A 12246-nucleotide genomic window follows, 5' to 3' on the forward strand; every position below is an offset into this window, starting at 1 on the left:
ATATTTCGCCCTCCTGAAGCAGTTTACAAAACTAGCATTTTCGGCTACATTAGTAAACTAATAGTTAATAGGCCGGTTCCATACCTGCCACCGAAATATCAGCCAGACCGGAAACGGCAGGAAGTTTGTGATGAATCAGATGGTTGCCAGCAGGCTCACGGCGGTATCCGCCTTGAGTCGTTCCCACCGCCGCCTCGCCAAGTTCGTCGATTGGATCAAACCGGAGCCGGATACGGCCGAGGTGATTCGCGACCAGGCCGGCAATATCCGGCGTGTGATCACCGGCCAGGCCGAAGCTGACGGCCTCACGGTCCTCGCAACCCCGGAGGCGGGGTCGTTCGCCAAGAGCACGGGTCTTCGCCGTCACATGCGCGGCGACATGGAAATCGAGGGCCAGGACGTTGATCTCCCCTTCGTCGTCAAGCCGAAGACCGCTGACGGCGAGAACATCGATAACCTATTGCAGCGCTTCGACCGCTACGCCGCTGCAAGCTATCCTAAGACGCCCAGGTCGACCACGGCCAGTTCCGTCGAGCTTCGCTTCGTCGAATCGAAGCTCAACTACGATCTTGTCCCGATGTTGCAGGCCGCCACCCCAGGCTATCAGGTCATCCTGAAGAAGGACGGGACCCGCCGCGTTACGTCCGTCGCTCGCCACACTGAATTCATCAGGCGGCGGACGCGCGAGAGCGACGAGCTCGCTGGGCGCGTCAAGTTCAATGAGTGCGTACGTCTCATGAAGTGGTGGCGTTACGTTCGCATCGGCACGACCAGCCCGATCGAGGAGGTCCGCACGACGCTGATCGAGCTCCTGTGCGCCAGTGCCTACGACCGGCTCAAGGTCGAGCGCACCTACACGGAGACACTCTCCAAGTGGTTCGCCTATCTCGCCAGCGTCACCAAGAACCGCACGCAGATCGCCTTCACCGATTACCCGAGCGTCGAGGCCTATCAGGAGAATGCTCCGGGCAACCGGCTCTGGAAGGTGATCGATCCCGTCAACAGCAACAACAACGTCGTACACACCCCTTGGGGCAATATTGAACTCGACGAGTTCGCCTCATGGTTTGCCGCCGGCCGCGATGCGTTTGCCCGCATCACGAGCCACGAGAGCATGGGAAACGACAGTGCCGTCGATGAAATTCTCGCCGACGTATTCGGCAACGCCGTACTGACCCATGGAGATCTGTCGTGACCGTACCTCACACCGCGACCCGCTCGCAAACCGACACCTACACCGACGCGCGCCTTCGCGCCGTGATGGCAGAGATCGGCGCGGACTTCTACGCGCCTGCCGCCGCCAACTTGATTACCAACGAACAGGCGCGGAGCTGGACTGAAGAACTTGCCTTCATCCTCCAGCACCGGACCGCGCGTGGCTTCCAGCTTCAGTGCACCAAGCCTAACGGCACGAAGATTGCCCTGCACTACACCGTGAGCAGCGATGGCACCGTGCATGAGAGCAGCAATGCCGGCGGCGTCGATTTCTTCGGCTTGCCCACGGGCACTAAGCTGTTCCTCTTCGTCGACATGAATTGGGAGGCACCGAACATCGCCATCGTTCGCGATTACATCGCGAAGCGCGGCTGGGGGACAGGTTATGCCGTGCAGGGCGACCAGATCCGCGACCGCGCCTATTCCAAGGAAGGTTACGGTGTCGTGAGGAGCAAGATCGGCGACTGGTCATGAACGAACTGCGACTGACCGAAACCGTTCATCCGACGCGGGATGGCTTGAAGGAATACGATGGACTCCTTGGCATCGACGCGATCAAGGAGGCCGTGACCGACGAGCTCACCATGATCCTCGACCGGAAGCGTCTCGACGCCTGGAGCAAGCGTCACCATCCCGACGGTCTTGGCATGCTCGACATAACGCGCTCGACCTTGCCGCTTATTTTACTTTCCGGAGATGTTGGTTGTGGCAAGACTGCGCTCGCGTCCTGTGTGGCGACCCCACTTGCCAAGACCCTCGACAAACGCATCGTCTGCCTCGAATCCCCGTCGAACATTCGCGGCGGCGGGCATGTCGGAGAACTTTCATCCCGTGTTACCGAGACATTCACCCAGGTGAAGACAAAGGCTGCTGCGGTTGGTTGTGGCATCCTTATCATCGACGAGGCTGACGATCTTGCCACCAGCCGCGGGCAGATGCAGGCCCATCATGAAGATCGGGCAGGTGTGAACGTTCTCATCAAGCAGATCGATCAGCTCGCGGACTGTCCGACGCCGATCGCGGTCATCATGATTACAAACCGCGCAGACGTGCTCGACCCCGCCGTCCGGCGACGCGCAGCCTTGCATTTGAACTTTGAACGCCCTGACGATGCGGCGCGCGCTGCCGTGTTCGCACGCATCCTCAAAGGCACCAAGGTCAGCGAAAAGGAACTGCTGGAACTCGTGAAGCTGACAAGGGGCAGCATCCCCTATACCTTCTCCGATCTCAAGGACCGGATTGCGCGCCTCGCCCTTCGGCGGGCGTGGAAGAGCAACAAGCCTTTCGGATTTGACATCCTCAAAGCGGCGATCGCCGATGTTGAGCCGTCACCCCTGATGGAAGGGGCGACGCTGCACCGCTGAATCCTCGCATGGCACCAAAATCGAAATTTCCGACCAAGACGGTTCGCGCCTACAGCCCTCTCGTGATGAAGTTGCTTTGGGGGCGCGCTGCCGGTCGCTGCGCCATGCCTGAATGTCGGGTTGAGCTATATGCCGAGGCAACTGGGTATGACCCGATTGCGGTGATCGGTGAAATCGCCCACGTCGCGGCGGCCGGCCAAGCCGGACCTCGTGCGGCGCCGAAGATGACCGCCGCGCAGCGCAATAAGTACGGCAACCTGATGCTTCTTTGCCAGAATTGCCATGCGAAGGTGGACAAGCAGCCCGGCTACTACACGGTTGCGCGCTTGGAAGATATTAAGCAAGCGCATGAGGCTTGGGTTCGCGCTTCACTCCCTGAACGCGGACGATCTCGCACGGGTTGGACGCCTCTGGCTTTACAAGGCGGCTTCCCGGTAGATCTTGCAACGGCCGAGGCGGCGGTTTCCCCCGACTTCTTCGCCGCGAAGCCGCATTTGCTGCAAGTGCCGATGGATACAGATGCTTGGCAGGCCGTCGATGCCACCATCGCGGCCGAAGTGAAGAAGATACTATCGGGTGGAGACGCCTTCGATCACCGCGTCGCAATCTTCCCGCTTGCTCCGGTGAGCGCCTGTATTTCTCTCGGCTATCACTTCACCAGCCGACCTCATCTTCAGCTCTTTCAATTTCATCGCGACGACCGCACCTGGGCGTGGCCGCGTGTCGCTGTACCGGCACAGGATTTGATCGTATCCGGTCTCGAGAGTGCACCGAGAAAAGCCGACGCCGTGGCGTTTCTCTTCCATTTGACCGCTCCAATTACCGATGAGGTCCTGCGGGAGGCCGGTGTTTCGCTCGACGCTCGCGTAGATTTTCGTATTCCCCATCCTTCGGCGGCCTGGCTGCAGCACCCCGAGCAACTCAAATGGGTTACGCAGGAAGCGCGTCGCGTTTTTGAGCGCGCGACGCAGCAGTTTCCCGATGCGAAGGAATGGAATCTGGTTTATGCCGGTCCCGCGCCTCTCGCGGTCGCCATAGGCCAACAATTGAATCCAACCATGTATCCGCCGACGCAGCTCTATGAGTTCCGTGCCAAGGAGATGCCGCGCTACAAGGCGAGCATTCGCTTGGGGGGTACATGACTTACGGAGCCGAAGCCCGCCTGGACATCCTGCGCCGTGACGCCGAACAGAAGATTCTCGAACCTCTTCGCCGGCATAAGTGGGACGCAAAGATTGAGAGGGAGGCGGCCGAAACTCTCATCATTGTCGCGGAGCGGGGCGGTCACACGCATCGCGTTGCATTGATCTACTCCTCGAGCACTGCCAACGCCGTTTACAAGGCACTGGCGACGCAGGTTGAACACATCTTTTTCAATGGCGCGCCCTATCACGTTGAACAATACGCCTATGGCATCGCCAAGCCGGTGACATCGACCGACGAATTTCACTCCGTCATGCTGGAATGGAATAAAGCCAGCGCGGACGGGAAATTTGCGCCCGGCAATGACGAGGCCGATGAAATCGAATCGGGCCCGCCTCCCTATCGATTTATGCTGGCAGAGCAGCCGTTAGAAGCAATCTGGCTCCGAGTCCGCCAGTTTCAGAGTGTCAAAATTGCCAAGCAACTTGTTCTGCGTCGCGCTCAAGCGGTCAATGTCGAGCTCAGTGATGGCGATATTCAGACGAAAGCCGAAGGTTTGGCGTTCACGCTGCGCAACGCGCTCGACTACTTCCAAGCGAAGGAAGGTCGCAACGTCAGCCAGCGGATACTCAACCTTTACTATGGCACGCTCGCTTTCGCATTTGCCGAAATGCTGGCGGCGCCGAACGGACCGAAGACCCTCGCGGAAATTGAAGCTAAGACGACGCAAGGGCATGGCCTCTTTACCATAGACGGACCCAGCGGCGATCTCGATGTGCTGGTTGTTGGTGTCATCTCCCAAGGCTTCTTTACTTTCTGGACGGAGTTCCTGGGTCATTCCAACGGAGACATTCCGGGCAGTAAGGCGCGCAAATTCGAGGAGCTCAGCTTTCGGCCGCGCACGAGCTGGCATTCGATCGAAGAGCTGTTTGCCTCGATTCCCGAGGTGTCCGACCTTTTTCGGGATATTTTCGACGGCAAGCCGCGCTGGGTAAGACCCGTTTACGATCAGCTTGCCAACGCTTCATTGCGCCTGGGCCCGGTGAAGGCACCGCCTCAGCGTAGCTACGTAGACTTGGTCGACGACTCGGCCCGCCTCACGAGGCAGGACATCGGCCTCTATCCCGGCCCTATCGGAGAAATTGGCCAAATTGAGTCGCCAAAGGCCGGGCGCGTCTTTCGGGTTGCCGTCGATCATCCCGGCATCGACGTATGGTGGAACGCTTTGCCCATTCATCACAGCCCATTTGAGCGCGATGCGCTCATCATGCCTATCTTCGGCGTGATAAGTGAATATCGGGTGACATGCTTGGCGTTGCTATATGCGCTCTCGATTGTTGTCCGCTATAGACCGAGCGTTTGGCGCCGTGTCCAAGAAGGCGACCTCGATCATATGCGTGTTCTGATCGAAGCATTCCTTGCTGTCGTGGAGCGAGTTCTACCAGAACAGTTTCTTGAACAGGTTATCGGCCAGCGCGTCTTCGCCAAGATGACCGGCTCGTTTTACTAGGTCACGGAGCAGCCGACGATGTCTTCCGAGAATTCGACTGACGATGAGATACTCGACGACACCGCCGAGTATGTGGATGTGACGGTAGGCCTGCTTGAGATGCAGGATGCCAAAGGCCGCTTTCTTCTTCAGAAGGACTACCGTGTTAGCGGTGAGGTTTGGCGTGTGCACAAGTCGGATGAAGATCCTTATCCATCGAGTCCTCACGCACATTGCATTGGCGGAGCCGACCGCTTCATTGGTTACAAACTGCATCTCGGCACTGCGGAACTCTACGACAGGAAAAACAAGCCACTCGGCTTCTTCCTGGAAAAGAAGAAATTCCTTCGGCTTATTGTGATGATTCAGCCGAAGTTTCTCACGGTCCCCTTACCACTTCAATCTTAGGGCGATCGCCGAGCCCGCCATCTAGCGCTCACGAAGCGCACGTTCCTCGCGGGCTCTATCGATTTGTTCTTCGATATAGGCATCGGCTTGACTGTGGGCTGCATCCAATAAAGCGCGAATGTCCTCCGTTTGACTCGTGAAAGCGCGGTACGATTTAAACGCTCGATGAGGATTGCTCTCCTTGCGAAGTGTCGCCGCTCTTTTACGCCATGACGGGATCGGATCGCGTTTGACCGTGAAGGGGTATTCGCTCGCTAGAAGCGCGACATGGCCCGCTACGCCCGCCGGCTTTGGTCGCCCCGCCGCAAGCAGCGCCCGAATGTATTCTTTGCCTTCGTCCGTAAATGTCATTGACCAAGCTTGCGTGTCCAATACGGCCTGATCGCGCGTGGTCTTCTGCGGCACCTGCGAGAGCACGTCGATCGCTGTGTCTTCCTGCTCGATCACATCGTGCATGTGATCCGCCAGAGACCGGATTAGGCGACCCGCATCAAATGCGATGGCCTTATGCAATTGGGCGCAGGCTTGCGCGTAGTCCTCGCGCTTGCCTGGCATGAAGCGATCACCGCTGAAGTACTTCTTAGCCCGCTCGGGGATTTGTTGGCTTGAACCCCATCCAAACCCCCGCGCTTCGTAGCGAGCGAGAAACGCAGTCGTCAGATAAAAGTATAATCTCGCGAGATCCGGTAGCAAGACGTTATCGCGAACGCCTACGTGGTAGACTTCGTTCCTGACGTTGTGCAGGAGCTTGATCGACTCCGCTTCTTCTTCACTAAGCTTTGTCTCTAAGACTGCGAACTTCAGTTTCTGATCGAAGAAGCGCCCAAGGGCTGCTTCGAGTTCCTTTGAGTGCTGATACGGGTTCTTCTCGTAGTGATACGATCTGTGCTTCAGATCGCTTTTCCGATCCAGCGCAAGCTGGTGAAGGGTGATTTCGACGATATTGTCCGTCAGCATTAAACCAAAGCGCGCATTGTTGGCATCACCCAAGGCTACGTGTTCGAGGGCGAGATCGAGCTGTTCTATGTTGTTGGCGAGAAACGCGAGCATCGCCACAACCTGACACAGCGCCTTCCATTCTCAAAGCGATCACGTTCAGGTCAGCCTCGCGTGAAGAAGATACGCCCGAGAGCTTCGTCACCGCTGTTCTCAGGGCCTATGTCGCTCGCGACCTAAAGGGCCGCCTGCGGAGATCACTCCGCTGACGGCGAAGAAGAGGCCGTAGCCAATCTCGCTTCATGGCGCACCCGCCCGTATTCTCGACGTTGGCGGTGCGTATCAACACGTCATCCCTGAACTTCGCCAGATCGTAAGCAGTCGGATAGCACCGGAATATCGGGCACTTAATCTCACGCGTCCGCGCCTTCTCAAGCGGAAGCGGGCCCTCGTCGTAGGTCCCGACGCGGCCCTTAGTCTCCAGCTCCAGTGCCCAGTTCGCCAACAGATCGGCTGCTTGCAGACCTGGCACTTTGGTCTTCTCGCCAAGCGTCACAGCGCCGATGGCGTCTCCCATCGGCACACGCTCGCGTTTGAAGCTCCTCACAATGTCCGCTGGCGCACCCGCATTCCGATGCCCGCTTTCGAGCTCGAAATTGATAGTGACGCTTTGATTGGGCAGCTCGACGCAGGCTTGCTGGACGATTCCTCGGATGCAGTAGCGGAAGCAAAGGCCGTACATGCTGTCGGGCTTGGCGCCATCGAACCACTCTCGGCTGTGATACGCCTCCCGGAATACGTCGCCGTCCAAGCGGATGATCATGCCGAACATTAAATGCCGATCGGCAAGCTTTGTCGCCTTCTGCCGGAACGGATGGTTGCCGATCTTGGACGTATGCCAATGTGTCAGCCCGGACTTCCGCAGGCCCTTCCGCCACGCTTCGTCGAAATGCATCCATTGCCCAAGCCGGCCGACATAGCCCGCCATCAGCATATAGTCGGCCGAAGCGTGAGTGTTTGATTCGTCCAGCCTCGCAATGAGTTGCATTAGGCGGCTATTCCGGCGGCCGATTCCGCCGCGCCTGCGCGCGCTCGTGACCGAGCACGGTGTCGATGGTCGCAAGCGCCTTCACCGCTCGGTCGGCCGCCTCCTGGGAGCGGCGGGGCCCGGTAATCACGCCCCAGCGCGCCGATTCTTCGCCCGGACGTTCGCCGCCGACTTTCAGGCCATTGAACAGCGTCAGCTCCCAGACCGAGATCTCGGGGAGATCGACGGCCTGTACCGCTGTGTAGCTGATCGCTCCTTCGGCCAAGGTCTCGTTGATCCGCTGCTTTCCATTCATGGAAGACATGGAGCGGAAGAATTGCTCGCCGTGCTTCGTGAGACACAACACCTCCACGAAGCAATCCGGCATCAACAATACTTGCCAGTGGTGCCACATCAGGCCACGCACCAGCAGGCCGATATACTCTTCGAGCTTCTCGCCCTGGAACGGTAGCGCCAGCGTGGTCATAAGCAGACCCGAAGGCTCGCGCGTCCAAAGTCGATGGCGTCCCGCCGCCAGTTCGCGATGAAGCTTGCTATTGCGCGCGAGCCGGTCTCGCACCGGTCCCGCAAGCTGAGCAGAAGCGTCCGGGCCGCGACTGGCGAACGGCAAAACGGCCGTCAGATAATGCTCTAGCTTGGCTTTCCGGTTATTGCAGTTATCGCAGGCCGGTACCTTGGGAAGGTTCGCGCGTAAAGGCTCTCGGACAAACTGCCGAGCGATCACATGATCTGCCGTCGTCGATACGGCCGTCGCGCAATAGACGCACGTCTGATTCTGGTACTTTGAACCGCCCCGGGTTTGTCGGAGGCTCCAACCCTTGAGAGAGTGGAGCGATGACAAGCAAGACAGCGAACAAGTTTTCGACCGAGGTGCGGGAGCGTGCGATCCGGTTGGTGCTGGATCACGAGGCTGACCACGGATCGCGTTGGGCGACGGTGGTGTCGATCGCATCCAAGATCGGCTGCACGGCACAAACGTTAAACGAGTGGGTGAAGAAGGCCGAGCGTGACAGCGGGAAGCCTGGCCTGACCAGCGATATGGCCGCCAAGCTCAAGGCGCTCGAGCGGGAGAACCGTGAGCTTCGCCAGGCCAATGAGATCCTGCGAAAGGCGAGCGCGTATTTTGCCCAGGCGGAGCTCGACCGCCGACACAAGCCATGATCGCCTTCATCGACGATCACCGCGGCGCGTATGGGGTCGAGCCGATCTGCAGGGTGCTGCCGATCGCCCCATCGACCTACCATGCTCATGTCGCCCAGCGGGCCGATCCGACGAGGCGATCGGTTCGAATGAAGCGGGATGGTGCCCTGATGCCGGAGATTCGCCGGGTGTTCGAGGAGAACTTCGGCGTCTATGGCGTGCGCAAGGTCTGGCGGCAGCTCAATCGTGAGGGCCATGAAGTGGCACGCTGCACTGTGGCGCGACTGATGCAAACGCTTGGATTGCAGGGCGTGGTCCGCGGCAAGCCGGTGCGAACCACAATCGGCGACAGAGCGGCACCATGCCCGCTGGACCACGTCAATCGGCAGTTCAGGGCGGAGCATCCGAACGCGTTGTGGCTGTCCGACTTCACCTATGTGGCGACCTGGGCAGGCTTCGTCTACGTGGCCTTTGTGATCGATGCCTATGCTCGCCGCATCGTCGGCTGGCGAGTCAGCAGGACGGCACACGCCGGCTTCGTGCTCGATGCACTGGAGCAGGCTCTGCACAGCCGACGGCCCCTTCATTGCGGCGGGCTGGTCCATCACAGCGATCGAGGCAGCCAGTACGTCTCGATCAAGTATACCGAACGCCTGGCCGACGCTGGTATCGAGCCGTCGGTGGGCAGCGTTGGCGACAGCTACGACAATGCTCTGGCCGAGACCATCAACGGACTTTACAAGGCCGAGGTCATTCATCGGCGCGGGCCGTGGCGATCATTCGAAGCCGTCGAGTTCGCGACGCTGGAATGGGTCGACTGGTTCAACAATCGCCGGCTGATGGAGCCCATCGGCAACATCCCGCCGGCAGAGGCCGAGGAGCGCTACTACGCAATGCTCGACGAGCACAAACTGGCAGCGTGACTCAAACCAAACAGCCTCCGGCAAACCCGGGGCGGTTCACTTCTTGCTCGCCATGTCGGATCTCAAGGGGGGGGAATGCCGGCCTTCTGTCGTTCTGGATGGGCCTTATGTCCGCCAGCATAGCATATGTCAGCGTGGATTGCTGAGATGCTCAACTCTCCAGAAGCGCTCAAGAATTCGGACGTAGCGACAGCAGAGTGAGAGGGCTGCGCCAGTTTCCATGACGGATTGGAGGTCGAGAGAATGTCTCCCGGCCGTCCGTCGTGGAGTATCCCGACATGGCAAAGGCCGTTCAGAAGATCACCCTCAGCGCCTCAAGCGACATCCCCTTCAACAAGCTGGCGCTCAGCCAGTCCAACGTCCGCCGTCTGAAGGCCGGCGTGTCGATCGAGGACCTGGCTGAGGACATCGCCCGTCGCGGGCTCCTGCAGAGCCTCAACGTCCGGCCGGTACTCGACGCCGAAGGCGCGGAGACCGGCCAGTTCGAGATCCCGGCCGGCGGCCGCCGCTACCGGGCCCTCGAACGCCTGGTCAAGGAGAAGCGCCTATCGAAGACAGCGCTGATCCCCTGCATCGTGCGCACTCCCGACGTCGAGGTGTCGGCGGAAGAGGATTCTCTGGCCGAGAACGTCCAGCGCGTCGCCCTGCATCCGCTGGATCAGTTCCGCGCCTTCAAGGCCCTACGCGACCAGGGCGCTAGCGAGGAGGAGATCGCCGCTCGCTTCTTCGTCCCCCCGACCGTGGTGAAGCAGCGGCTGCGCCTGGCTGCCGTGTCGGAGAAGCTCCTCGACGTCTACGCCGAGGACGGCATGCTCCTGGAGCAGCTCATGGCCTTCACCGTCACCACCGACCACGCACGGCAAGAGCAGGTCTGGGAGGCGCTTCAGCAATCCTACAACAAAGAGCCCTATCTGATCCGCCGCCAGCTCACCGAGAGTGCCGTGCGTGCCTCAGACCGTCGAGCCCGGTTTGTGGGTCTGGAAAGTTACGAGGCCGCCGGCGGCGTGGTCCAGCGCGATCTCTTCGAGGAAGACAACGGCGGCTGGCTCGAGGACGTCGCCCTGCTCGACCGGTTGGCGACCGGGAAGCTGGCGTCGGACGCCCAGAAGATTGCCGAGGAGGGCTGGAAGTGGATCGAGGTGGCGATCGACTTCCGCTACGGCCACGCGAGCCATCTTCGGCAACTCGACGGCGTGACGCTCGAGCTCACGCTGGAGGAGCAGACGACATTCGATACGCTGACCGCCGAGCAGGCCAGGCTCGAAGCCGAATACGGAAACGCCGCCGAGCTGCCGGACGAGATCGATGCCCGACTCGGCGAGATCGAGACGGCGCTTGCGGCTTTCGAGAATCGTCCAGTTCGCTATGAGCCGGCCGAGATCGCGTGCGCCGGGGTGCTCGTCAGCATCGACGCTGATGGGCACCTTGCTATCGATCGAGGCTATGTCCGGCCGGAGGACGAGCCATCGATTCAAGCCAGTGGCGAAGACCTGGCGGAGGGCGAGACCCGTCGGGCCGGTGGGGCGACATCCGCCACTACCGATGTGCAGTGCGCCGTCATCACCATCGGCGGGGGCGAGTCGGACGATGACGACGATAGCGATGACGCCATCAAGCCATTGCCGGGGCGGCTCGTTGGTGAACTGACGGCCCACCGCACCCTGGCGCTGCGGGACGCGGTGGCGAACAACCCGCAGGTCGCCCTGACAGTGCTGCTACACAAGCTCTGCCTCGATACCTTCCAGCACGGCGCCCCCGGCGCATGCCTAGAAGCCTCGGTGCGGCATGTGTTCTTTCCCGTCCAGGCGGCCGATCTGAAGGACAGCCCCTCCGCCATGGCGGTCGCCGAGCGGCACGAGACGCGAAAGGCCGAGCTACCCAGGGACGACGACGCCCTTTGGGATTGGCTCGCCGCCCTCGACGACACCCGTCGCGCCGCGCTGCTCGCGCATTGCGTCTCGTTTGGCGTGAACGCCCTCTACGAGAAGGGCGACCGCTACGGCGGGCCGGGCGTCTCGGCACACGGTGTCCAGCAGCGTATCGTCCGGGCAGACCGATTGGCCCGCGCGGTCGGTCTCGACATGGTGGAAGCTGGTTGGCGGCCCACCGTCGATAACTATCTCGGGCGCGTCACCAAGCCTCGCATCTTGGAGGCGGTGCGGGAGGCGAGGGGCGCGCAGGCCGCACAGCTCATCGACCATCTCAAGAAGGCGGAGATGGCGAAGGAGGCCGAACGGCTACTCCACGGTACGGGCTGGTTGCCTGAACCGTTGCGGCTCGTGGACAGCGGAGATGTGTCGGACACGCCGACCGGAACGGTCGAGGCACTTCCGGCTTTTCTCGCTGATGGCGAAGGGCGGGAAGCCGCCACGGACGACGTGGATCCGCATCCCATCGCCGCCGAATAGCGCGGCCTCGCGGGGCGGCTTCGGCCGCTCCGCACTCTTGCCGCCAGTCGTTGGATAAGCCCGGCCGCCGTGCCGGGCTTTTTCCATTGAGGGTTCCACCCTGACCGATTCCCAAGGGAGAGGAAGAGGACGGCCAGGACGGGTTTGAGCCGGCGGGGTCCTAGAGAGAGCG

General features: G+C 60.6%; 11 protein-coding genes and 1 other annotated feature. Of the genes, 8 read left to right on the forward strand and 3 right to left on the reverse strand.

Translation table 11 applies throughout. From position 1 onward, the window contains the following. Positions 1-130 precede the first annotated feature (130 nt). From ACO07K_RS08685 to ACO07K_RS08710, 6 genes are read left to right on the forward strand one after another with little or no spacing between them, the layout of a single operon-like run. Positions 131-1195, forward strand: a complete 1065-nt coding sequence (locus ACO07K_RS08685) for a CBASS oligonucleotide cyclase (protein WP_422035524.1) — start codon at positions 131-133, stop codon at positions 1193-1195. Beyond that, positions 1192-1689 (forward strand): hypothetical protein, encoded by a 498-nt coding sequence (locus tag ACO07K_RS08690; RefSeq protein WP_422035525.1) that lies wholly within the window; start codon positions 1192-1194, stop codon positions 1687-1689. The genes ACO07K_RS08685 and ACO07K_RS08690 overlap by 4 nt, the downstream gene beginning before the upstream one ends. After that, positions 1686-2579: an ATP-binding protein gene (locus ACO07K_RS08695; RefSeq protein ID WP_422035526.1), complete on the forward strand. Its 894-nt coding sequence runs from the start codon at positions 1686-1688 to the stop codon at positions 2577-2579. The genes ACO07K_RS08690 and ACO07K_RS08695 overlap by 4 nt, the downstream gene beginning before the upstream one ends. A gap of 8 nt (positions 2580-2587) precedes the next feature. After that, complete coding sequence (locus ACO07K_RS08700; RefSeq protein ID WP_422035527.1) at positions 2588-3721, forward strand: SAVED domain-containing protein; 1134 nt, start codon at positions 2588-2590, stop codon at positions 3719-3721. Further along, on the forward strand, positions 3718-5232 hold the full coding sequence (locus ACO07K_RS08705; RefSeq protein ID WP_422035528.1) for a YaaC family protein: 1515 nt from the start codon (positions 3718-3720) through the stop codon (positions 5230-5232). The genes ACO07K_RS08700 and ACO07K_RS08705 overlap by 4 nt, the downstream gene beginning before the upstream one ends. Positions 5233-5250: 18 nt before the next feature. Next, positions 5251-5619: a hypothetical protein gene (locus ACO07K_RS08710; RefSeq protein WP_422035529.1), complete on the forward strand. Its 369-nt coding sequence runs from the start codon at positions 5251-5253 to the stop codon at positions 5617-5619. A gap of 21 nt (positions 5620-5640) precedes the next feature. Here ACO07K_RS08710 and ACO07K_RS08715 read toward each other — a convergent pair whose 3' ends face one another. The 3 genes from ACO07K_RS08715 to ACO07K_RS08725 form a co-directional block, all read right to left on the reverse strand. Then, the gene (locus ACO07K_RS08715; protein ID WP_422035531.1) at positions 5641-6669 is read right to left on the reverse strand and encodes a hypothetical protein; all 1029 of its coding nucleotides are present in this window, start codon (positions 6667-6669) and stop codon (positions 5641-5643) included. A 106-nt stretch (positions 6670-6775) separates the two neighbouring features. Beyond that, positions 6776-7603: a hypothetical protein gene (locus tag ACO07K_RS08720; RefSeq protein WP_422035532.1), complete on the reverse strand. Its 828-nt coding sequence runs from the start codon at positions 7601-7603 to the stop codon at positions 6776-6778. Between the two features lie 7 nt (positions 7604-7610). Continuing rightward, a complete protein-coding gene (locus ACO07K_RS08725; protein WP_422035534.1) occupies positions 7611-8327 on the reverse strand; it encodes a hypothetical protein in 717 nt (238 codons plus the stop codon). Positions 8328-8437: 110 nt separating this feature from the next. Here ACO07K_RS08725 and ACO07K_RS08730 point away from each other — a divergent pair. Continuing rightward, a protein-coding gene (locus ACO07K_RS08730; protein WP_422035535.1) for an IS3 family transposase occupies positions 8438-9666 on the forward strand; the annotation gives its coding sequence in 2 pieces (ribosomal slippage) (positions 8438-8726 and positions 8726-9666; 1230 coding nt in all). Beyond that, positions 8719-8835 (forward strand) — a sequence feature (AL1L pseudoknot). (Overlaps the previous gene by 117 nt.) 278 nt (positions 9667-9944) lie before the next feature. After that, positions 9945-12074, forward strand: coding sequence for a ParB/RepB/Spo0J family partition protein (locus ACO07K_RS08735; protein ID WP_422035536.1), 2130 nt, complete (start codon positions 9945-9947; stop codon positions 12072-12074). Positions 12075-12246: the final 172 nt, after the last annotated feature.

This window comes from Reyranella sp. (assembly GCF_965228225.1).
Classification (GTDB): domain Bacteria; phylum Pseudomonadota; class Alphaproteobacteria; order Reyranellales; family Reyranellaceae; genus Reyranella.

Coding starts and splice junctions, on each gene's coding strand:
- ACO07K_RS08700 (WP_422035527.1), top strand. CDS start 2,588: ATGGCACCAAAATCGAAATTTCCGACCAAGACGGTTCGCGCCTACAGC.
- ACO07K_RS08695 (WP_422035526.1), top strand. CDS start 1,686: ATGAACGAACTGCGACTGACCGAAACCGTTCATCCGACGCGGGATGGC.
- ACO07K_RS08710 (WP_422035529.1), top strand. CDS start 5,251: ATGTCTTCCGAGAATTCGACTGACGATGAGATACTCGACGACACCGCC.
- ACO07K_RS08720 (WP_422035532.1), bottom strand. CDS start 7,603: ATGCAACTCATTGCGAGGCTGGACGAATCAAACACTCACGCTTCGGCC.
- ACO07K_RS08735 (WP_422035536.1), top strand. CDS start 9,945: ATGGCAAAGGCCGTTCAGAAGATCACCCTCAGCGCCTCAAGCGACATC.
- ACO07K_RS08685 (WP_422035524.1), top strand. CDS start 131: ATGAATCAGATGGTTGCCAGCAGGCTCACGGCGGTATCCGCCTTGAGT.
- ACO07K_RS08715 (WP_422035531.1), bottom strand. CDS start 6,669: ATGCTCGCGTTTCTCGCCAACAACATAGAACAGCTCGATCTCGCCCTC.
- ACO07K_RS08705 (WP_422035528.1), top strand. CDS start 3,718: ATGACTTACGGAGCCGAAGCCCGCCTGGACATCCTGCGCCGTGACGCC.